Source organism: Pedobacter nyackensis (assembly GCF_900176505.1).
Taxonomy (GTDB): Bacteria; Bacteroidota; Bacteroidia; order Sphingobacteriales; family Sphingobacteriaceae; genus Pedobacter; species Pedobacter nyackensis.
Genome location: NZ_FWYB01000001.1, coordinates 794,791 through 815,632, shown reverse-complemented (window position 1 = coordinate 815,632; position 20,842 = coordinate 794,791). Strand labels below are relative to the sequence as shown.

General features: G+C 36.5%; 21 protein-coding genes and 1 pseudogene. 11 read left to right on the top strand and 11 right to left on the bottom strand.

Annotated elements, in window-relative coordinates:
* Nucleotides 1-5: 5 nt before the first annotated feature.
* On the bottom strand, nt 6-845 hold the full coding sequence (locus tag B9A18_RS03405; RefSeq protein WP_159452594.1) for a class I SAM-dependent methyltransferase: 840 nt from the start codon (nt 843-845) through the stop codon (nt 6-8).
* Nucleotides 846-887: 42 nt separating this feature from the next.
* Nucleotides 888-2,255: a glycosyltransferase family 32 protein gene (locus B9A18_RS03400; protein ID WP_084287247.1), complete on the bottom strand. Its 1,368-nt coding sequence runs from the start codon at nt 2,253-2,255 to the stop codon at nt 888-890.
* Between the two features lie 554 nt (nt 2,256-2,809).
* Here B9A18_RS03400 and B9A18_RS03395 point away from each other — a divergent pair.
* From B9A18_RS03395 to B9A18_RS03385, 3 genes are read left to right on the top strand one after another with little or no spacing between them, the layout of a single operon-like run.
* Nucleotides 2,810-3,262 carry an SRPBCC family protein gene (locus tag B9A18_RS03395; protein WP_084287246.1) on the top strand — a complete coding sequence of 151 codons (453 nt, stop codon included), beginning with the start codon at nt 2,810-2,812 and terminating at the stop codon, nt 3,260-3,262.
* The gene (locus tag B9A18_RS03390; protein WP_084287245.1) at nt 3,243-3,566 is read left to right on the top strand and encodes an ArsR/SmtB family transcription factor; all 324 of its coding nucleotides are present in this window, start codon (nt 3,243-3,245) and stop codon (nt 3,564-3,566) included. The genes B9A18_RS03395 and B9A18_RS03390 overlap by 20 nt, the downstream gene beginning before the upstream one ends.
* Before the next feature lie 29 nt (nt 3,567-3,595).
* On the top strand, nt 3,596-4,330 hold the full coding sequence (locus B9A18_RS03385; RefSeq protein ID WP_084287244.1) for an NADPH-dependent F420 reductase: 735 nt from the start codon (nt 3,596-3,598) through the stop codon (nt 4,328-4,330).
* Here the strand turns inward: B9A18_RS03385 and B9A18_RS03380 are convergent.
* Complete coding sequence (locus B9A18_RS03380; protein ID WP_084287243.1) at nt 4,327-4,704, bottom strand: nuclear transport factor 2 family protein; 378 nt, start codon at nt 4,702-4,704, stop codon at nt 4,327-4,329. The genes B9A18_RS03385 and B9A18_RS03380 overlap by 4 nt on opposite strands.
* Nucleotides 4,705-4,746: 42 nt before the next feature.
* A complete protein-coding gene (locus B9A18_RS03375) occupies nt 4,747-5,076 on the bottom strand; it encodes a low molecular weight protein tyrosine phosphatase family protein (RefSeq protein ID WP_084287242.1) in 330 nt (109 codons plus the stop codon).
* Between the two features lie 412 nt (nt 5,077-5,488).
* Between B9A18_RS03375 and B9A18_RS03370 the strand changes: the two genes are divergently transcribed.
* The 7 genes from B9A18_RS03370 to B9A18_RS03340 all read left to right on the top strand — a co-directional run bounded on the left by B9A18_RS03370 (nt 5,489) and on the right by B9A18_RS03340 (nt 15,308).
* Nucleotides 5,489-6,079, top strand: coding sequence for an RNA polymerase sigma factor (locus B9A18_RS03370; RefSeq protein ID WP_084287241.1), 591 nt, complete (start codon nt 5,489-5,491; stop codon nt 6,077-6,079).
* 90 nt (nt 6,080-6,169) lie between these two features.
* Nucleotides 6,170-7,357, top strand: coding sequence for a FecR family protein (locus B9A18_RS03365; protein WP_084287240.1), 1,188 nt, complete (start codon nt 6,170-6,172; stop codon nt 7,355-7,357).
* A 271-nt stretch (nt 7,358-7,628) separates the two neighbouring features.
* A complete protein-coding gene (locus B9A18_RS03360) occupies nt 7,629-10,856 on the top strand; it encodes a SusC/RagA family TonB-linked outer membrane protein (RefSeq protein WP_159452593.1) in 3,228 nt (1,075 codons plus the stop codon).
* An 18-nt stretch (nt 10,857-10,874) separates the two neighbouring features.
* On the top strand, nt 10,875-12,287 hold the full coding sequence (locus tag B9A18_RS03355) for a RagB/SusD family nutrient uptake outer membrane protein (RefSeq protein WP_084287239.1): 1,413 nt from the start codon (nt 10,875-10,877) through the stop codon (nt 12,285-12,287).
* A 29-nt stretch (nt 12,288-12,316) separates the two neighbouring features.
* Nucleotides 12,317-13,777 (top strand): FG-GAP repeat domain-containing protein, encoded by a 1,461-nt coding sequence (locus B9A18_RS03350; protein ID WP_084287238.1) that lies wholly within the window; start codon nt 12,317-12,319, stop codon nt 13,775-13,777.
* A gap of 2 nt (nt 13,778-13,779) precedes the next feature.
* Nucleotides 13,780-14,226, top strand: a complete 447-nt coding sequence (locus tag B9A18_RS03345) for a protein-disulfide reductase DsbD domain-containing protein (protein WP_084287237.1) — start codon at nt 13,780-13,782, stop codon at nt 14,224-14,226.
* On the top strand, nt 14,223-15,308 hold the full coding sequence (locus B9A18_RS03340; RefSeq protein WP_084287236.1) for a TlpA disulfide reductase family protein: 1,086 nt from the start codon (nt 14,223-14,225) through the stop codon (nt 15,306-15,308). The genes B9A18_RS03345 and B9A18_RS03340 overlap by 4 nt, the downstream gene beginning before the upstream one ends.
* Nucleotides 15,309-15,394: 86 nt before the next feature.
* Here B9A18_RS03340 and B9A18_RS03335 read toward each other — a convergent pair.
* The 3 genes and pseudogenes from B9A18_RS03335 to B9A18_RS03330 all read right to left on the bottom strand — a co-directional run.
* Nucleotides 15,395-15,730: pseudogene (locus B9A18_RS03335) on the bottom strand (transposase); the annotation flags it as partial.
* A 276-nt stretch (nt 15,731-16,006) separates the two neighbouring features.
* Nucleotides 16,007-16,171, bottom strand: coding sequence for a hypothetical protein (locus B9A18_RS25125; protein WP_159452592.1), 165 nt, complete (start codon nt 16,169-16,171; stop codon nt 16,007-16,009).
* A 27-nt stretch (nt 16,172-16,198) separates the two neighbouring features.
* On the bottom strand, nt 16,199-16,651 hold the full coding sequence (locus B9A18_RS03330) for a DUF6934 family protein (protein ID WP_084287235.1): 453 nt from the start codon (nt 16,649-16,651) through the stop codon (nt 16,199-16,201).
* An 894-nt stretch (nt 16,652-17,545) separates the two neighbouring features.
* On the opposite strand from B9A18_RS03330, the gene B9A18_RS03325 reads away from it, so the two are divergent.
* Nucleotides 17,546-17,941, top strand: a complete 396-nt coding sequence (locus B9A18_RS03325) for a DUF805 domain-containing protein (RefSeq protein WP_084287234.1) — start codon at nt 17,546-17,548, stop codon at nt 17,939-17,941.
* Between the two features lie 456 nt (nt 17,942-18,397).
* Here B9A18_RS03325 and B9A18_RS03315 read toward each other — a convergent pair whose 3' ends face one another.
* The 4 genes from B9A18_RS03315 to B9A18_RS03300 all read right to left on the bottom strand — a co-directional run bounded on the left by B9A18_RS03315 (nt 18,398) and on the right by B9A18_RS03300 (nt 20,795).
* The gene (locus tag B9A18_RS03315) at nt 18,398-18,772 is read right to left on the bottom strand and encodes a nuclear transport factor 2 family protein (RefSeq protein ID WP_084287233.1); all 375 of its coding nucleotides are present in this window, start codon (nt 18,770-18,772) and stop codon (nt 18,398-18,400) included.
* A gap of 128 nt (nt 18,773-18,900) precedes the next feature.
* Nucleotides 18,901-19,131, bottom strand: coding sequence for a hypothetical protein (locus tag B9A18_RS03310; protein ID WP_084287232.1), 231 nt, complete (start codon nt 19,129-19,131; stop codon nt 18,901-18,903).
* 232 nt (nt 19,132-19,363) lie between these two features.
* Nucleotides 19,364-19,807 (bottom strand): SMI1/KNR4 family protein, encoded by a 444-nt coding sequence (locus B9A18_RS03305; RefSeq protein ID WP_084287231.1) that lies wholly within the window; start codon nt 19,805-19,807, stop codon nt 19,364-19,366.
* Between the two features lie 349 nt (nt 19,808-20,156).
* The gene (locus B9A18_RS03300) at nt 20,157-20,795 is read right to left on the bottom strand and encodes a hypothetical protein (protein WP_084287230.1); all 639 of its coding nucleotides are present in this window, start codon (nt 20,793-20,795) and stop codon (nt 20,157-20,159) included.
* Between the last annotated feature and the right edge of the window lie 47 nt (nt 20,796-20,842).

The window sequence follows — 20,842 nt, the reverse complement described above, 5'->3', positions numbered from 1 at the left end:
AGAGATTAACAATTATTGATTAGTAAATAGTTAAGTGACAAATCATGAGAATTAGGATTATTTGGATAGTCAAGATTTTCAGAAGGATTACTAGACGATTCTTCCACAATATCATCCTGTCGAATCCTTCCCTTCTGAACTAAGGTCACTTCCAGTACTTTAGGTATAAGAATTGTATTATCTTCCACAAGATCTGTGAAGCTAAATTCTCCACCCCAATTATTGCCATGAATATGAACAATCTCATAATCTTCTCTAAGACGACAAATGATTTTTTTAAATCTAGGGAAAAACACATGGAGATTATGAAATTCAATGATCATTTGATTAACATTCTTAAAATGATCAAAAGTATCGTTGTTTTCAAAAACACTATACTCATCTCCTTCAATATCAATCTTCAAAAGAATCTGCTTGTCAATTAGCTGATGTTGTTTTAAATGATTTTCTAATGTATTGTACTTTTCGCTACATTTGATTCCTATTCCTTCATTTACAAATATGATTTTGCGTCTGCGTAATTTATTCAGCTCTGTCCATGTCTCCCAAACAAAATATGAATATTCAAATACAGCCTTAATCAGGCCCTTTTGCAACAATGCTTTAAACAATTTAAAATCTAATATATATTTACCAAACATCGTAGGATCAAACATTACAACTCTTCTACCTGTAATTTCATTAAAGTGTTCTTCGAAGCCAACTTCCCATCCTACACCATAAGTAACCAGCGCATCAATATCGCTCAATACTGGCTCATAAATGACATAACCGCCATCCATATTTGGACCGAGTCTGACCTTATGTTTTATCGAAATTGGTTTTAAGAAATTAATATCCTCCATATAATTCATATTAATCATTTGTTTCTCTGCCTTTCATTGCTTTCAATACCACGAGCCAAGAAAATAATGAACAGCGTATGCACCCTCAATTTTCTCCTGTATCCCATCATCAATGTCATCTTCGATCGCACGTCTGGTTTCCTTTACACAAAGAGGGTAAACTGTACCGGAAGGCAAAATTCTTATCTGCTCTTTTTCTTCATAAAGATTATAAATATCGCTTAAGGCAAAAGGTCCAGTTGAACATAAAATACTGGTGATGAATGTGGATTCTTTCTTAGCAAAAGAGGATAATGAATTACAGATAAACTCAAAAAAAGCATTATTTGGCTTACAAGCCATAAATGCATTACAAATTATTTTATCCTTATTAAATTGGATACAATGTTCAATTGGTTCTAAAGCAAAAACGCATTCACTATCCGTTAACAGAGGTTCTATATTAACAAAACACTCAAAATCCAGATCTATAAACAAGCCGCCAAGTTTATAAAGAATAAAGTATCTCACTGCATCAACTCGTTGAATGTTATGCTCATAAGAATCATACTGCAAAAGAAATCCAGGGAAAAACTTTCTGATAAATTCACGATTCATTTCATCAGTCCATAAAATATACTCCCATTCAGGATGACTTTCTTTCCAGGTATTCGTCAAAAGATTCAAATGTGAAGGAGGAAAGTCATCTTTCCATGTCTGATGTATAATTTTTGGAATTTGATGTTCAGACGGCTCCAGGTATTTTTCTATTTTGTCAAGGACATTGGTGTTAACTAATGACTTCCTAGGGTGATGTATACCTTTAAATCTCGTATCAAACGGAATTATTGTTTTCCAGGTAATGGCTCTACTGCAAACCGGATTAGGCACAGGGTCAAATCCTAACATAGTAGCTATTGTTGCAAAACGGAGTTCACTGTTTAACCCTTTGTAATCTGGTTTTAGGATCTCATCCGAGATTAACCTCATAGCTTTATTTGACACTAAAATGCCACAAAAAGGGACTATTCCCGTTGCATATAATCTCGCTCGTTCCGGCAATAACTGACCATGCTTATTAAACCATAGCCAAGAATCTCGCTCGGGATATTTTACACAAGGCACGACCACATCCATATCCCATGTTTTTTCAAAATAAGTCTTTGCGCTAATGTCGCACCAACAATCCCATTCCAACAATAAGAATCTTTCCGAATCTATTCTATGGGAATTTTCGTTAAACCAGGAAAAGATGCTTAAATCTGAACTAAGCCAAGCCTCAGCGGAATTTTCAAAAGGGCTAACAATTACAACAATCTCTATATTTGGGTTATAGTTTTCGAATGTTTTCTTATTTTCTTCAAAACATTTTAACCGTTCTTTATTATTTTCTTTATGCCAGGCAATTAAGATTGTTAACTCATTTTTCATGTTTGAGGCGTTAAATAATTTTATTTTTAGGGAGCAGTTGATAAATATAGTACCTCTGAATCCAGGATATCTCTTGTGTCTTAAATACTTTTAATTGTCTTTTTTAATGCCAAAAACCACATGATAATCAGCTTATTGCCGACAAAAAAAAACATTGTATATACATATATACATAAAAGAAAATAATAAAACAAAATATATATTTTTTTATGTAAGAAATTTTAGAGGGAAAACCGACGCCTCCATGACCAAGAATCTTTACATTACTTCGCAGAGGAGGTTTGATTTCATAGAATACCCCAAAAGAAAACTTAAGAAAACAGCGAGATATAAGTATTGGATATACAGGCGAAACCGTGCCTATAATTATATGAAACCATCATTCGAAGCTCGCCCTCACGGCTTTTCCAAAAGAAAAAAGGCACGACAACTTTGAAATGCCGTTCATTACCCATAATATCCATACTATAGGGTTTTAGTTTTTTTTTTTGTTAAAAACATTTGCGTAACTCACAAGTTACTTATATATTTGAGTAACTTCAAAGTTACTAATTATGAAAAGGACCATTAAACACCAATTTTATTTCCCCCACCCAACTGAGATGGTTTGGGAATACCTGACCAAAGCTGAGCTAATGGAGCTGTGGCTCATGAAAAATGATTTTCAGCCCGTGCTAGGGCATGACTTTCAATTCAGAACCAATCCGATACCGAGTCTGGATTTTGACGGGATCTTCTATTGCAAGGTATTAGAGATCATTCCCTTTAAAAAGCTTTCTTATTCCTGGAGCAGTGGCCCTGGTGGTGGCGAGATTAACCTTGATTCTGTCGTTGTATGGCAATTGCAGCAAGCAGACAAGGGTACCGAGGTTTTCCTGGAACATAGTGGTTTCGCGAAAAAAGAGAATTTGGATTTCTACAATGGCCTGAATCATGGTTGGGTCGAAAAACTCAACAAAATCGACGAACTTTTAAATGCTTCAGTATATGGCGATACCAAGTCTTGATGCCTTCCAGGTGATCGGTGATCCAAACAGGAGAAAGATGCTGATGTTGCTGTTGGAGGATAGTCTGACTATAAATAACCTGGCAGATAATTTTGACATGAGCCGTCCTGCGGTTTCAAAGCATATTAAGATATTGGAAACTGCGGGATTTATTTCTATTCAGGATATTGGCCGGGAACGGTATTGCACCTTGAAAAAGGATGGTTTTGAAGAGCTGCAAGCCTGGATCTCTTATTTCGATGAGTTCTGGGCATCTAAATTGAAAAAGCTGGAAGCGTTATTAAATAAGAGATTACCTAACTAAAAATAGGTGCATTTTTAAAACACGAAATTATGAATATAGGTATTATTGGTTCAGGCCAGATAGGAAGTTGCCTGGCAACAAAATTTGTTAAGCTGGGACATAGCGTTTCGATTGCTAACTCCCGGGGCCCGGCTTCTTTAAAGCAGCTTGCTGAGGAAACCGGAGCTGAGGCAGCTACTGTAGAAGAAGTAGTAAAAAACAAAGAATTGATTGTTGTTGCCATCCCTCAAAAGAGTATTCCGGATCTTCCAAAAAATTTGTTTAAGCGTCTTCCCAAAGATGTGGTTGTCATTGATACGGGTAATTATTATCCAGACCTACGTGATGGAGTGCTGCCGGAACTTGAACAAAGCGGTATTGATAGTTTGTGGATGCAGGAGCAATTGGGTATTTCGGTGGTAAAGGTGTTTAATTCCATTTTTGCGACAAGCCTGAATGATCTGGGCAGGCCTAAAGGTGATAGAAATCGTATCGCTCTGGCTGTTTCTGGTGATGATGCCAGGGCAAAGGAAATTGTGTTTCAGCTGGTAGATGATTTAGGTTTCGATCCGCTTGATATAGGGACGATTGCTCAATCCTGGAGGCAGCAGCCGGGTTCTACCGTTTATTGCAGGGATATCAATTTGGCTGAACTCAAAAAAAGGGTAGTTGCTATGGGAACAGATTGGTCCGAGATGCATGAGTTGATTATAGGGAAACATCATTCCGATCAATTGCTAATGGCAGCAGACTTTCCGGCATGGCTAAAGGGATTTCGGGACTAAAAAATAGCTATTCCGCTTCCGCCTACTACTTTAATCCCATCACCGAATTTTTTCCAAAACCTGATATAGCGATAGTTAGCTTCAAACGGTACGTCATTAAACTTTCCGTTCAATTTCATTGTCAATGTGATCACCGCCATATCATCGATAATATTTAGGTTTTCAATTTCTGGTAGAAGTTCGTCAACCTTTAATGCACCATCGCGATAAGTATCCAGATCGATCTCCTTGGTTATTGTTTCCCCGCTTGGGAGAATGAACAACAGGTCATCATGCAGCAACTGGTCAAGCAAGGTGATATTGCCATCTTTGATTGCGCTGTAAGGTTTGTTTTCCTGTTCCAGGATGTTGTTTTCTGTTAGTTTATTATCCATGATTTATCTGTTTATACCACTATGAATCTCCATATGTTTTTATTAGCCTAAATACGGTTCCACAGATGTTTTAAGTATTTCAATAAGTTCCTCATCCATATACTGGTATTCATCTGGGATGTTCAAAACGATTATCTCCTTATCTTCCATAGCTACTGAAAACTTTTCCCTGAGTTGGTCTCTATGTCGTTTTTCCATAACTAAGATGAGTTCAGCCCAGATAAGGAGTTTTTCTGAAACCTTAACCTGTGCGCTTGAAGCTGTACCTGCAGAGCGTACATTATGAATTGAACTACTTTTAAACAGATCTTCAGCAGTACGGCTACGCCATTTATTGGCTGGTACAAATCTGTAATACCCTTTTCCAAACAATATTGCTTCTTTGACTTGCCGCTGGATTGCCAATCTTCGATCATGGCTGACATGGCGCTGCGCTTTTCCTTCAAATTTTTTATACTGGCAAAGCTAAAACCAGAAAATCATCCATTCAAGATGTACTTGGTCGGACGGATACATCAGAAGATAGTATGGTTAGCGGGTGATGGCTATTCAAGATATTATTCGGCATAAGCATTAATTCAATGATAGGTTGCCATTTGGTATTATGATAGTCTAGCGGTTCCTGTATAAATATTTATATTACCTTGTACTTCAAAAGGTCAAAAAACATTCTGAGTGGATATAACGGAGATGACTTTCGGTGAAATATACAATTAAGCGGTTAATGTTAACCATTTTATCTAATATTGCTTTGAAAATCTGGTAAATTTAGGGATATATTAAAATGGATGTTAAACATCTTCTTAATGAAAGCGAGTTGCTAGGCAGAATTGCCGAAGGAGATCAGCATGCATTTAATACCATTTATCAGCTGTACTACGATAAAATCTACAAATTTGCTTACCGTTTATTGTGCACGGAAGAACCTGCAGAAGAGGTTGTTCAGGAAACAATGCTTTTTATATGGCAGGGCGGTGAAAAACTTAAGGATATTAATAATTTAGATGCTTACCTTAAAACAATTGCTAAGCGCAAGGTCATTGCCTTATTTCGCCGAAAAGCAATTGAAGAACGAGCAATAAAAGATTTGACATCATCTCATATTGATAGTCATAATGAAACCGAGGAAGGTATTCTATATAAAGAGTCGCGTAAGCTCCTGGATGATGCCATAGCACTCCTCCCCCAGCAGCAAAAGCTGGTTTACCAACTTTGTTATCAGGAAGGGCTTAAATACGAAGAAGCTGCCGAAAGATTAAACATTTCTCACGGCACTGTACAATCACACATGAAACAGGCCTTGAAATTTCTGAGAAATCACCTCTCCAATCATTCCGATATTGCTGCCCTTGTGGTTATTTTCAGATTGCTTTAAAAAATATTTCCTTTTCACTACCTCGATTGCCTTCGGAGTTCTACTTATTATTTAAGGAGATGTTAATTAATGCACTGAAATCCCTTGAAAATGAAAAAAGAAAGAGCGAATTACCTTTACGAAAGGTACGTTAAAAATGAGCTGACAGCAGACGAACGTTTGGAATGGGAAGATTTGGGACTGAATTTGAGCAATGATCATTTCTTTCAGGAATTGGTAGATGGACTTTGGGAGGTTAAAGATGATGACATACCTGCTATGAAAGCAGCGCATGCAAATCAAATCGAGCAGTGCATTATTGCACAACCACAGCCTTTAATAATTGGGCAAAGGATTAATAAAAGTCGTTTATGGCCTCGCATTGCTGCCGCTGCTGCTATTCTTTTGGTTATTGCTGCAGGGTTATTCTACTATACAAACACATCTCGTCATCCTGAACTGGTTTCAGGCTCTCGATACGTTAACGATATTGCTCCAGGCAAAAATACTGCAACTTTAACTTTAGCCAATGGCAAGCAGATCGTATTGTCTGACGCATTGAATGGCGAGCTAGTTAAAGAAGCGGGATTAAGCATCTCCAAAACTGCTGACGGGCAGATCGTTTACGAAATTAAGGATCAAGGCAATCCTGAAATCAATAAAACCAATACACTTTCTACTGCTAACGGAGAGACCTACCGGGTGCGTTTGCCTGATGGATCTTTAGTTGTACTCAATGCTGCTTCAAAGCTAACGTATGCAACTGCTCTAAATGAGCATGGAGTGCGCAGGGTCACACTAACCGGTGAAGCTTATTTTGAAATTTCTAAAGATAAAAAGCATCCTTTTATAGTAATAACGGATAAGCAGGAGGTGGAAGTTTTGGGTACGCATTTCAATATAAGCGCATACAAAGACGAGCAAGCAATAAAGACAACTTTATTGGAAGGCTCCATTAAGGTTCGTGCACAAAATAGCAACAAAATACTAAGACCGGGACAGCAAGCCGAGCTAACCGGCGCTAACCAGATAACAGTTAAAACGGTAGATGTAACTGAGGCCGTTGCCTGGAAGGATGGTGATTTCGTCTTCAGGGCCGAACCTTTGGAAAGTATTATGCGGAAAGTAGCACGTTGGTATGATGTAGAGGTAGAATACGCCTATGATGCACCCAGGGATATTCCTTTAACTGCGGTTATTTCACGTTCACGGAATATTTCCAGTGTACTAGAAGGAATTGTGATCGCAGGAAATGTACATTTTAAAGTAGAGGGAAAACGGGTTTACGTTAGTAGGTAAATCAGCCACAGAAATCAATATACAAAATCAACAAAAAACAACAGCATGATGAAATATTACAAAAACGACCCTTAAGGCTAAAAAACCAGATCCCGTTTCCGGAACCTGGTTTATGTTTGGCATCAATAATTAAATTATCAACTAAAGGCGCAGGTGTCTCCGGCTTCGAAACTAAAGACACACTGCTTAACCAAACTAAAAGTAAATGTACAAAAATTACATAAACAAGACGGGTATGCCCTATCGGTTTCCCCGTAAAATATGGCTTATTATGCGATTAACCACCGTTATATTATTAGCTGCTTTTCTGCACCTTAGTGCGGGTACTCTTGCCCAAAAGATTACATTGAATGAAAAAAACGCATCTCTTGGCAGCGTGATCGAAAAAATCCGTATACAAACAGGATATGATTTCATATTCAGTTTTAACGATGTAACCCGAGCTAAAAAAGTAAGTGTAGACGTTAAAAGTCAAAACTTAAATGATGCCCTGGAAGAGGTATTTAGAAACCAAGAACTTACCTACATCATAAAGGATAAGTTTATTATGCTAAAACCTAAAATACCCTCCTTTCTGGATAAGGTGGTGGCTGCTTTTACCGCTATTGATGTTCGTGGGGTTGTGGTGGATAATGAAGGCTTGCCTTTGTCAGGAGCAACCGTTGTAATTAAGGGAAGCGGCAGATCTGTAAAGACTAATGAAAAGGGTGAGTTTTATTTGCAGAATGTTGGAGAGAAGGATAAGTTGGTGATTAGTTATATCGGATATCAAACCCGAGAAGTTGAGGCTGCACCTGATATGGCCATTTTAACTATGATTGTGGCAGATGCAAAACTGGAAGAGGTAATTGTTAATGCGGGATACTACACAGTTAAGGATAGTGAACGAACGGGAAGTATCGCAAAAATGAAAGCTAAAGATATTGAAAAGCAACCTGTAACTAATCTGCTGGCAACAATGCAAGGAAGGTTAGCTGGAGTTAATATCATTCAAGACGGAGGAACACCTGGAGGTGGTTTTCAAATTAAAATTCGCGGTCGAAATAGTATTCGGCTTAATGGTAATGAACCACTTTATGTTATTAATGGAGTGCCATACTCAAACGAGTCTATCGGTTCACCCGGAACTTCAACCGCTATGGCTAGTCAGGCAAGTCCATTAAATAGTATCAATCCAAGCGATATTGAAAGTATTGAAGTTCTAAAAGATGCAGATGCAACCGCAATTTATGGTTCACGAGGAGCAAACGGGGTAGTATTAATTACTACTAAAAAAGGAAAAGCTGGAAAAACAAATGTTTCGCTTACCTCATCAACTGGAGTTGGCTCGGTAACCAAGTTTGTAGATTTAATGAATACACAACAATATCTTCAAATGCGCCAACAAGCATTTATAAATGACGGAATTCCTATTTCTGATGCTGATTATGATGTAAACGGAACTTGGGATCAAAATCGCTATACAGACTGGCAAAAAACGTTATTGGGAGGAACTGCAACTATTAATAATATCAAAACAAGTGTTTCAGGCGGTAGCGAAACTACACAATATTTAGTAAGTGCGAATTATGGAAAAGAAGGTACAGTTTTACCTGCAGATTTCAGATACAAAAAAGGTGGAGTGACCAATTCCATCAATCACGTTTCCACAAATAAAAAATTCAAGCTCAACTTTTCAAGTAGCTATATGTTGCAAGATAACTTACAAGCAGCAACAGATTTAACGTTAACGGCTCGCTATTTAGCTCCAAATGCTCCAGCGCTATATGACGCAAACGGAAATCTGAATTGGGAAAACAATACTTTCGAAAATCCATTAGCAACATTAAAAAGTACCTATCATTCAAAAACGAACGACCTCATTGCAAATAGTTTGCTTTCATATGAGATAATTCCAGGGTTAGAAATCAAATCGAGTTTAGGTTTTACAAACCTAAAAATCAATGAAAGCCGTGTCATTCCGTCAACGATATACAATCCAGTATATGAAGTGGGTAGTGACAATTCAGTGATGCACATGAACCAAACAAACAGGCAATCATGGATTATAGAACCGCAAATTAGAGGATACAAAGTCTTTAATAAGCATAAACTTGATGTGCTTATTGGAATGACAGCGCAACAACAAAGTTCAGAACGTTTATTCCAAACAGGAATTGGGTTTTCAAACAACAACTTGATTAACAATTTTGCATCAGCAATTACTAAGAACACATTAAATAGTGATACTTTTTTATACCGATATCAAGCTTTTTTTGGTCGTTTAAACTACACTTTCAACGAAAAGTATATTATTAATTTAACCGGACGTCGTGATGGTTCAAGTCGTTTTGGTCCAGGAAAACAGTTTGCAAATTTTGGAGCAGTTGGAGCAGCCTGGATTTTTAGTAAAGAAAATTTTGTTCCGGAAAATAGTAAATTAAGTTTTGGAAAAGTGAGAGTAAGTTATGGAACAACTGGTAATGATCAAATAGGAGATTACCAGTTTTATGATACGTATGCTGGCACTGGTGGAAATTATCAAGGAGTTATCGGATTACAACCAACCCGTTTATTTAATGCAAATTTTGGTTGGGAAACGAATCGTAAATTTGAAGCAGCTTTAGAAACAGGATTTTTTAACGACAGAATTTTTATTACAACTGCCTATTACAGTAATTGTTCATCAGATCAATTAGTAGGTATTGCAATGCCTGCTACAACGGGTTTTACATCGCTAAATTCAAACCTTAATGCAAGTGTTGAAAATTCTGGATTGGAGTTCACTTTAAATACAGTAAACATCAATAAGCAAACTTTTAAATGGTCAACAAATTTCAACATTGCAGTTGCTAAAAATAAATTGCTTTCATTTCCTGGATTAGCAGGTTCAACTTACGCCAATCGTTATGTAATTGGTCAATCGTTAGATATTATAAAACTGTACAAATTTAATGGTGTTAATCCGCAAACAGGTTTGTATGAGTTTGAAGATTCAAATAATGATGGTAATATAACTTCTTCGGACAAACAAAATGTAAAAGATTTAACACCTAAATTTTTTGGTGGCATTCAAAACCAATTGGAATATAAAAATTGGCAATTAGATTTCTTATTTCAATTTGTCAAAAAAGAAAATTACGATTACATATCAAATGTTTCTGGCGGTGGTCCATATAACCAAAGTATAACAATTACAGATGCCTGGCAACAAGCAGGCGACCAAACTGACACACAAATGCATACAACGGGGTTAAATAGTGAGGCAGTAAGTGCATACAACAGGGATGTCGAAAGTGATGCTGTAATAAAAGACGGTTCTTTTATAAGACTAAAAAACATTGCTTTAACTTATGATTTGCCTTTAAAAATGGCAAATAAGGTAAAATGTAAACTTTTTCTTCAAGGTCAAAACCTTTTGACTTTTACACCATACAAAGGAGGCGACCCTGAATTTAGATTTTCTGGATTTCTTCCACCTTTAAAAGTCTATAGTGCAGGAATGACTTTAAGTTTCTAATTTCTAAATTAAATTAAAATGAAAAATAAAAGTAATATTTTATCAATATCAAAACAGGTAAACAAGTTTTGTTCGATAGCAATTTTTGGGCTTTTGATAACCTTATCTTCTTGTGATGATTTTGTAGAAGTCCCATTACCAAATTCACAACTCACGGGAACAACAGTTTTTGAAAGTGAATTAACAGCTAATGCTGCTATGGCTCAAGTTTATATACAATTGCGCGATGGTGGAATTTTAACAGGTTTAGCAACAGGTTCTTCTGTTAATTTAGGTTTGTATGCAGATGAACTTCAAGATTATACAACATCAACAATATCATTGCCTATATATAATAATGCACTTACAGCAGATAACGCAACGGTTTCAACACTTTGGAAAAGTAGTTACAGTCAAATTTACAATGTAAATTCAATTATAAATGGTGTCGAAAATTCAACTAATTTGTCAACTCCTGTAAAAAATCAATTAAAAGGAGAATCACTATTTGTTCGTGCTTTAGTTCATTTTTACTTAATGCAAATGTATGGCAAAATCCCATATATAACTGGCACGAACTATGAAGTTAACCGTCAAGTCCCAAGACTACCTGAAACAGAAGTTTACGACGCAATTGAAACAGATTTAGTGGAAGCAAAAGGTCTATTAACGGATGCTTATTTATCACCAGATAAAGCAAGACCAAATAAAATGGCAGTTCATGCGTTGCTTTCAAGAGTATATTTATATAGAAATAAAAATTTAGAAGCTATAAATGAAGCCACTACTATAATCAATAGTCCACTTTACGTTTGGGAAAACGATTTAAATAAAGTTTTTCAAAGAAATAGTACAACAACAATTTGGCAATTTGCTTCAGCTACACCAGTGAAAAATACAAATGAAGGTTCAATATTTATTTTTGTTTCTGGTCCGCCTCCTTTATGTGCGCTTCGTAGCGATTTCATAAATGCTTTTGAAACTGGCGACCAACGAAAAGTAAAATGGACAAAAGCAGTAACCAATGGAGCAAATACTTGGTATCATCCATTAAAATACAAATTGCGAATAGCAACAACATCTTCACAAGAGTATTCTGTAATCTTACGCTTAGCAGAACAATATCTGATAAGAGCTGAAGCAAGAGCAAAACAAGGTGATTTAATAGGCGCGAAAGAAGATGTTGATTTAATAAGAAATACAGCCGGACTAACCAATACAACTGCAATTACAGCTACTGAAATAGTAGAAGAAATTCAAAAACAAAGAAGATTTGAACTTTTCACAGAATATGGTCACCGTTTTTTAGATTTAAAGAGAAGAGGTACAATTAATTCTGTTTTGTCCTTAGCGAAACCAGGTTGGAATAATTCAGATGTTGTTTGGCCCATTCCAGATTCCGAATTAATAGTTAATCCTAATTTACTTCCACAAAATACAGGTTATCAATAGATCAGTTACATAATACTAAAAAAACAAAGATGAAAATACAAAAAAACATAACTGCTTTATCTATTACAATAGCTGCAGTAATATTTCTATTCAGCCCTTTGAGTATAATTGCTCAAACGAGTACAGCAATCAACTTCCCTGAAATTATTTCTTCACCTATAAAAGGTGCACCAAAGCTTGGAAAGCCCATTCTTTTAATGTCCGATACACGACCATTGATCAGTGAGGGAATGGGCTGGGCGGCTCCTGCTTTTTGGGATTGGAATGGGGATGGTAAAAAAGACCTGCTTATCGGCGAGTTTGGCAGTGGCATTGAACATGGGAGTTGTAACGGAAATTTTATTCGGGTTTATGAAAATATCGGAAAAAATGAATCTCCAAAATTTGCGGACGACTTTTATTACGCAAGAATGGTTGATGATATGGATGCAAGATTTTATTGGAAGGACAATCCGAATAAATATCCGGTGAACCTTATTGATTATGGAACACCAATTTCAATTCCACAATTTTGCTGTATGAGTTTTATACCACAGTTTGTTGATTTAAATAATGATGGCTTTCCAGACTTGTATTCAGGCAGATACTCACCAGGTGAAGTTTTTTGGTTCCGGGGTACTGAGCGGGGGTTTTTACCTGGAGAAAAATTGAAACAAAAAGGCGATGCCAGCATTTATAAAAATAACAAAGAAAACTATAAGGACCCAACAGACTGGTCCTATTGGGCATATTCTGCTGTTAGCTTTGGCGATTTTACAGGTGACGGTCTTAATGATATGATTGTAGGTGGACTTGCCGGGCTAAGGATCAGCAAAAATATTGGTACTGCTACAAATCCCGAATTTGGATTAAGGGAACTGTTATTGGATCCTGAAGGACAAGCAATTTGCGACGATAAAATAAGGGACATCGCAATTCCGCATGTTGTAGATTGGGATGGAGATGGGGTATTAGATCTTTTAGTTACAAGTACTTATTTTACTAGTAAAGACAAAGCTGTTGTGTTTTATAAGGGGGTTAAAGTGAATAATGAATATAGGTTTCAACAAGGTATATCACTATTCGACACCAAAAACAATACCAAGGCTTTTCCAGGTGGGTATTTGAACGTTTATGTAACTGACTGGAATAATGATGGGATAAATGACTTACTGTTGGGGACAAAAATAGCACTGGTAGATGGAGATTTCTCCCCTGAGATCAATTGGTCCTGGGATGAAGAATATGGAATGTTAGGAAAGCTGAATCCTGGTTACTATAGTGGTCAAAAAAAGAAAGACATTCAGGAGAAAATAGAAAGGGCAGAAAAGACGGAAGCGGAGATCGGTAAGCTAGAGATGAAAAAGAGGCAAGAGGAACCTGTTCCCGGTAACTACGAAAAATATATTACTAAGGAGGATATTATTTTGAGGCATTATGGAGGTAATGAAGCTTTTAAATCGCTTGTTCACAAAGGTTATATTTATTTAATGCTGGGAGAAAAGAAATAGGTATGAAAAGGATAATGATGTTATTGATTATTGCTTTAACGGTATATAAGGCAAGTGGGCAGCAGCCTGTGTTGTGGACAGCTTCGGCAAAGCCACTAAAGGATAACACTTTTGAGATTCGTCTTATCGCATCCATAAGTGATGGCTGGTACATTTATTCTCAGTTTATGGGTAATAAAGGCCCTCTTCCTACAAGCATTACTTATAAAAAAAATCCGTCAGTGGATATTTTAGGGAAAGTAGAAGAAATAGGTGAGCTTAAACAAAAATATGAATCTTCATTTGGCATTGACGTTAAGTATTACTACAACAAAGTAGAGTTTATTCAGCAGGTAAAGTTAAATGGGAAATTGCCGGTAACACTTAACGGTTCTGTGGCTTATATGGGCTGCAATGCGCAAATGTGTATGCCCCCGCAAGTGGAGGATTTTAAAGTTGTTCTGAGATGAAGAAATATAGCAGTTTAAAAAAGCAATTGTTGGTGATTACAGGCTTGTGGATCTGTTCAATACCAATTTATGCTCAACGTTCTATTAAAATAGGAGACAAAGCACCCGAAATAAGCGTAAAGCATTGGTTAAAGGGAGAGCCGATTAAAAATTTTGAAAATGGTAAAGTTTATGTTGTTGAGTTTTGGGCAACATGGTGTAAACCCTGTATAGAACTTATGCCTCATTTAGGTGAATTGGCAAGGCAGTATAAAGATAAAGTTCAGGTTATTGGGATTAATATTTTAGACCGGACACCTAAAGACAAAATAGCCTCTTTTGTTCGTGAAATGGGGGATAAGATAGATTACACTGTTGGATTAGATGATGGCACCATGAGCGAAAACTGGTTTATTAGCTCTGGTAGTACTGGAATTCCAACCTCATTTATTGTTGATCAGCAGGGTAAAATTGCCTGGTATGGAAATAGCGGACTTGATGTTATGCTCGCCAAGGTATTGAATGGTGAAACGAGTTATGACCTGACTGAAAAAACTAAACCGGGAAGACCAGGAATTATGCGCTATTTGATGATGCCTCAAAGTGAGGAGATTAATTTGGCAAGTGAGAAGTTATATGAATTTATAGAAAAAAAGGATTATGATAAAGCGCTTGCCTATTATGATGCTTTGTGTAAAGATTCTGCAGCAGTAGCTGCTGGGGTGGTTGATGTATATTTTGAGGCCCTAATAAATATTGACCAGAAGAAGTCGCTGTCTTTCTACAAGAATTTAATTCAAAATGAAGATAGGTGGCAGTATTGGGTTACATGGATCGTTGTAAATAAAGAGGGGCTGTCGAAAGAATTTTATTTGCATGCAAAAAAACTCTTGGAACCAACACTGTTGGATAAATCGTGGTTGGGCCAGCCTTTATTAAGAGAGGCTCTTCCCGAAGTATACTTTAGGCTAGGTGAAAAAGATAAGGCAATAGACACAATACAAGACTGGATTGACAAGCTCAAGCAACTCGAAGGCGGGGAGTATATGCTGAAACTAGCTGAGGGACGTTTAAAGCGATATAAGGACAGTAAAATGCATTAATTTTGCTGAACTATTTCAACAGCTCTGGTGCAGGCGGGAGTGTAAACTGAACTGTCAAACATCACTTCTTCCTTGGTGGAGGCCCTTCAGCCTCCACCAAGGAAGAAGTCGCCGAAGGCTTTTAATCGATCCCCAAATCTAATATAGAGCTGAGACATTGTCAACCCCCAGTTCCACATTGGCATCGTCCATTTTTTAGAGAAGTCTTTGTAGGACAGATACACAAGTTTTAGCAGGGATTGATCCGATGTAAAAGCCCCCTTTGTTTTAGTTACTTTACGGATCTGTCTATGCATTGCTTCTATAGCACTGGTGGTATAGATCACCTTTCTGATTTCTGGGGAATATTCAAAATACGTAGATAAATTCGTCCAATTGTCTATCCAGCCCTTTACAGATAACGGATATTTTTTACCCCATTTCCTTTACATAATCAGAAATATTGCGGGTACTCATGCCACGGGCATACATCGCTATTACGTTATCGATAGCCAACCGAAGCATTTTCAGGACAATATAAAGTTATCGTGTAATAGCGAAACACTCCGAATGTCCATTCCATCACCCGGATTGCAGGGTATTATGAGCTGAACTGGCGTACGTATACGGGTTTCGCTTTACAACAGTTGTGTCATGCGCCTGAAGGAATGCGACACGGCATATTTATGCCATAGCGAACCTTCTTCATGTAAAGGGAACTAGTTTTTCCAGAAATCGACAGGAATAGGGTGCTTTTTGAGGAATGTAATAGCCTCCTCATCCTTTTTCTTGAAAAATGGAGCATTTGCGTATTTAACTACAGAACCAACATCTTGAGTTGAAACCACTTTTTCGGTTTTTTTCTTGTTTTTTATATTTCCCATTTCACAATAGCTTGATAACAAAGATAATCATATTTTTTTTCTTATAATAAATGCTTCAAAATTTATACCCTTTTGGAATGGTTTCCATTCTTTATTCTGGTACCCCTTTACAATAAAGGATGCGTCTGAAATTTCTTTCCAGAATGCAGAAATATTCATTTGGTATAGTCTTGTGCGGGATGTCGTGCTGCCTCTAGCAAATACAGATACATCAGGATGGCTTTTTAAGAAATCCAAAACTGTATCTGCAACTGTAGCCAGAACTCTTTGTCTATCCTGATTATTGGTATTAACCATATCATCAACATCGCTCTCAGTTTCATCCCAATCACCAAACCCCAGGTTATAAATTTTAAATGGTATTTCCTGAATAAGTCTGTACCGTATTATTTTTTTTATAATGCCTTTCGGACCTTCGCTGTAAAATTCATAATAGTATTCTTCCGGCATTTTTAAATAAGTGTATCTGTCTTCTGCCATCTAAAACTCAGTAATTTTGAACTAAAAGGATCGAATTTATTCTATATCTAAGTTGTGTTTTATCTGGATCGCGAAAAGTAGTTAAGGTTGTATCTTGTATTGACATTTTTCGTTAAGAATTGCTCAGCAACAAACGTAATAAGCTTTGGAATAGAAGCGATACCTTATTACAAATTTGGTGGATTCCACCAAATAACTATGAAAAACTGATATAAAATTCCGAAAGTTATAATTTCAAAAGATCTTGACAGAAGATTATTTGGATAGATCTCCTAGGGCGGGTCCTATTTTTGGTTTTAACTACGTTGAGCTTCAAACATATATATCATATTACTTTAGAAAATGGTGAGTCCGCATTAGATGCGATCAATAAAATAGAACTATAAACCAGGTATGAATTGCAAAATTCCCATACTTTTAAAGAGATTAATAAGGGTGCCGTAGAAACGGGCACCAAAAGTGACGAAGAACCATTATATTCATGTATATATCGGTGATTCTGGGCCAAGCATATCGTTTGAAGATGGCCACTCGTATCGGTAATACGGGTGGCCCCATTATGCTCTGATATGTATTCTTCTAGAAGTACAGTTTCGAGAATGAAATTGCAATAAAGATCTTTTTCATAAAAGAGTTCGTTAATTAATTAGACATAACAAATATGTAAAAATTCTTTAATCAAACAGCCCATTTGAAATCATCCCCATCATTTGAGGTTAATTCTTGCTTATCCCGAATAATAATAAATGTAAATTTTCTTGATATTCTAAGTTAAATTTCTAAAATTTGAAATAGCACCTGTTGTAAATGTCTTATAGGGATGCAGGTGAAACTTTAATGCTACTCAATCATGAACGCTTTTACTCCAAACTCTAACCAAATCTAAATTAACGTATGTTCAAAAATCCTTTCGCCTTTAATGGCAGGATCCGCAGGCTCGAATATGGGCTGAGTAATTTAATATTTTTCGTTCCGCATTTTCTCATTATGCCATATATGGACCATGGCGAGTTAAGTGAGCGACTTGTAAGTATGGTTATATATATTCCTTTTTTATGGTTTATTTTCGCTCAGGGTGCAAAGCGTTGTCATGATAAGGGTGTTAATGGATGGTGGCAGTTATTGCCGTTTTACGGGCTAATTCTATTATTCTATAAAGGTGATATTGGGCCGAATGAGTATGGAGATGATCCGAAGGGATTGAATTATGATTTTGTTGCTGAAGGGGCAGTTGACAGTTCGGTTCGGTCTATTGATGATGTAGATGAGGATGGAATTATAAAACAGTAAAACAAGTCACATAGGATTTTATTAAATATCAAATAGCTATGCAATGTCTCGAATGCAATTGTTTACTCAGATATGCTAAATGTTAGTATGGATAGAAATAGGAAAAAGTATAGGGGATTTAAGAGATAAATTGATTCCTTACACGATCCTTCGCTTCTCTGACTCATAGGGTTCGTTACGTTCGACTTAAGTCTTGACATTCGAACTGGTGGCGGCAGGAACGTATAAGTCAATGCATTAATAAAAGAGAACAAACAAAACGCCGAGCCAATTCAAATTTGCCTTTATTGTCCGTTTCAATACGGTACTGGACAATCTGGATAACAATAAATCACTTTCGGAACTCTGTTAAGAAAACAATTTTTTCGACCAGTCACATTTTATTAAGGACTTTAAACAGTTTACCGGCGACACCCCTGAAATTTCAAACGGTTTCTGTAATTATCATTATTCTGGTCAAATAGCTATTCCGCTTCCGCCTACTACTTTAATCCCATCACCGAATTTTTTCCAAAACCTGATATAGCGATAGTTAGCTTCAAACGGTACGTCATTAAACTTTCCGTTCAATTTCATTGTCAATGTGATCACCGCCATATCATCGATAATATTTAGGTTTTCAATTTCTGGTAGAAGTTCGTCGACCTTTAATGCACCATCGCGATAAGTATCCAGATCGATCTCCTTTGTTATTGTCTCCCCGCTTGGGAGAATGAACAACAGGTCATCATGCAGCAACTGGTCAAGCGAGGTGATATTGCCATCTTTGATTGCGCTGTAAAGTTTGTTTTCCTGTTCCAGGATGCTGTTTTCTGTTAGTTTATTATCCATGATTTATCTGTTTATACCACTATGGTTCTCCATATGTCTCGTCGTACAAAAATCTTACAGATTTTAAAATTAGTACTGGTACGGAGTTTCTGATGTTAACTCTTAGTCCTAATAATACATGTTTCGTTTTAATCCCCTTTACATGTAATATTCTTAGCACTACTGCCAAAATACCCGATTTCTTCGTTAGTCACTAATTCAATAGCCTCCTGCAATGTTTTGTCGCATACAGTTCTGGTTTTTTCAGATCCTGATATTTTAATAGTACATTTCCAGCAGCCTACTTCATTACTCTTGGTACAGGAATTCAAGCAATAAACCATCAGAATCAGAGTATAGCGCAATTTTATTTTAGTCATAACAGCGTTTTTTACGAATATAAGAACTTCATTTGAGGATAAAGAAAACAGGCTGCCCGACGACAATCTCAGTATAGTTATTATTGTTCATAATGACTTTTGTAGTTTATTGTTTTATTTTCAAATTCTTATCACAACAAAAACGTTAATATCCGAAGTTGGCGATTAAATATGGCCAAAGACTTCTTTTGAATCTCTACAGCATTCTCTAATTCCCAACCAGGCATAAGCATTACTTTTTTAAATCAATGTTATCGAAATATCCATGTCCATTATTTAAGCGTTCTAAAAAGTCTGTAAAAGAACTACCTATCTCTACATGATACTCTTCATTCAGATCAATAAAGGGCGAAATTACAATCCTGTAATTTCCTTCATCTATTATGGTTATTGCGATGAACTCACCTCCCCCATTACCCCCTATTGCTAATGTAGCAGGAAGATTTTCAAAAACACCATACCCCTGATTTTGGTCTATAATCTCATCCATACCCCAAAGACGAACATATGCCTCTCCTATAAATTCTTCAAACCCACAATAGGTTTCCAGGAACAGTCTATAATCAGGTGGAAGCTTAAAGCCTATAATATTTTCAATATCCTCAAAATGGGCTATCGGTTTATCCGTTCTTCGTACACAGTTGTGTTTTACCAGAATCCGCTCAAATGTTTCCATTATTATTCAAACTGTTATTAAATATTTAAAAAAAACAATATAACCACAACGATCAATTAACCATCTCATAATCTAGTTTTAATAATAAAACAGGTCAATGTTGTTCTAATACAATCCTTAAGAAACTGAGTATACCTAGGCTCTTTGATAAAGGATTCCTGGATAATCCTGAGCAGAATGGAGGATCCTTATTGTCTACCTTAATCATTTTCCTGACCAGCTATTCCTGAGATTAACTTGAGGATTTATACTGAGCTTTACAGACACTTAAAGAAATTAATTAATAACCATACATACTCATACCATAACGGAATAAGTAATTTAGTTGAACCTAATGCACGGTGATAACTTACTTATTTGTACTTTGTATTTTCTCTGCAAAACACTGCGGTCCAACAGCACCGCCTCCATATTCCAGAACCAGTTTAGGGTCTACATAGATATGTGTACACATTTCATCGTAGTTGCTTTTCAAACTATCTGGCATTGGATTATCAAAGACATTAAAGAAATAAAACCCCATTCCACTTCTTTTAAAACCGATTTTAGTAGGCTCGCCACTTTCAATCTGAATACAACCTGCATTATCCAGTTTTTCTTTTAGTTCAGCCAGAGTTGCTCTGCTCCATCCCATGGGTTTTATTAAACTATCCATTTTTTCTGTCTCGGTTGACAAATCCCATTCCAGAAACATAGGCTCAGTGATGTCTCCTGCTGTAGAGTCGAGTGCTTTAATACCAAAACGAGCCAGTTCATGATCACTGGAAAATTCAATTTCCACAAAGCGGTTCTTAGGGACAATCTTGTTAAAGTAGTGCTTTAATTCATAAATCTCAGTTTTTTTCTCCTGGAAACTGGCTTTCAGATCATCAGGAGAATACACTTTATCAAAAACTCCGAAGGCAGAAATTAGAGACACAAACCATACGATAGCGATTAGAATAAAAATGCCAAAAGCAACCAATGTCCATTTTACTATCTTGTTCATTATAGAGTGCTATTAATTCAGCACACTAAATTGCAAAAAATAATGAC

Coding starts and splice junctions, on each gene's coding strand:
- B9A18_RS03390 (WP_084287245.1), top strand. CDS start 3,243: ATGGCGATACCAAGTCTTGATGCCTTCCAGGTGATCGGTGATCCAAAC.
- B9A18_RS03400 (WP_084287247.1), bottom strand. CDS start 2,255: ATGAAAAATGAGTTAACAATCTTAATTGCCTGGCATAAAGAAAATAAT.
- B9A18_RS03350 (WP_084287238.1), top strand. CDS start 12,317: ATGAAAATACAAAAAAACATAACTGCTTTATCTATTACAATAGCTGCA.
- B9A18_RS03310 (WP_084287232.1), bottom strand. CDS start 19,131: ATGACTAAAATAAAATTGCGCTATACTCTGATTCTGATGGTTTATTGC.
- B9A18_RS03385 (WP_084287244.1), top strand. CDS start 3,596: ATGAATATAGGTATTATTGGTTCAGGCCAGATAGGAAGTTGCCTGGCA.
- B9A18_RS03380 (WP_084287243.1), bottom strand. CDS start 4,704: ATGGATAATAAACTAACAGAAAACAACATCCTGGAACAGGAAAACAAA.
- B9A18_RS03340 (WP_084287236.1), top strand. CDS start 14,223: ATGAAGAAATATAGCAGTTTAAAAAAGCAATTGTTGGTGATTACAGGC.
- B9A18_RS03345 (WP_084287237.1), top strand. CDS start 13,780: ATGAAAAGGATAATGATGTTATTGATTATTGCTTTAACGGTATATAAG.
- B9A18_RS03300 (WP_084287230.1), bottom strand. CDS start 20,795: ATGAACAAGATAGTAAAATGGACATTGGTTGCTTTTGGCATTTTTATT.
- B9A18_RS03405 (WP_159452594.1), bottom strand. CDS start 845: ATGGAGGATATTAATTTCTTAAAACCAATTTCGATAAAACATAAGGTC.
- B9A18_RS03325 (WP_084287234.1), top strand. CDS start 17,546: ATGTTCAAAAATCCTTTCGCCTTTAATGGCAGGATCCGCAGGCTCGAA.
- B9A18_RS03315 (WP_084287233.1), bottom strand. CDS start 18,772: ATGGATAATAAACTAACAGAAAACAGCATCCTGGAACAGGAAAACAAA.
- B9A18_RS03370 (WP_084287241.1), top strand. CDS start 5,489: ATGGATGTTAAACATCTTCTTAATGAAAGCGAGTTGCTAGGCAGAATT.
- B9A18_RS03360 (WP_159452593.1), top strand. CDS start 7,629: ATGCGATTAACCACCGTTATATTATTAGCTGCTTTTCTGCACCTTAGT.
- B9A18_RS03305 (WP_084287231.1), bottom strand. CDS start 19,807: ATGGAAACATTTGAGCGGATTCTGGTAAAACACAACTGTGTACGAAGA.
- B9A18_RS03355 (WP_084287239.1), top strand. CDS start 10,875: ATGAAAAATAAAAGTAATATTTTATCAATATCAAAACAGGTAAACAAG.
- B9A18_RS03395 (WP_084287246.1), top strand. CDS start 2,810: ATGAAAAGGACCATTAAACACCAATTTTATTTCCCCCACCCAACTGAG.
- B9A18_RS03330 (WP_084287235.1), bottom strand. CDS start 16,651: ATGGCAGAAGACAGATACACTTATTTAAAAATGCCGGAAGAATACTAT.
- B9A18_RS03365 (WP_084287240.1), top strand. CDS start 6,170: ATGAAAAAAGAAAGAGCGAATTACCTTTACGAAAGGTACGTTAAAAAT.
- B9A18_RS25125 (WP_159452592.1), bottom strand. CDS start 16,171: ATGGGAAATATAAAAAACAAGAAAAAAACCGAAAAAGTGGTTTCAACT.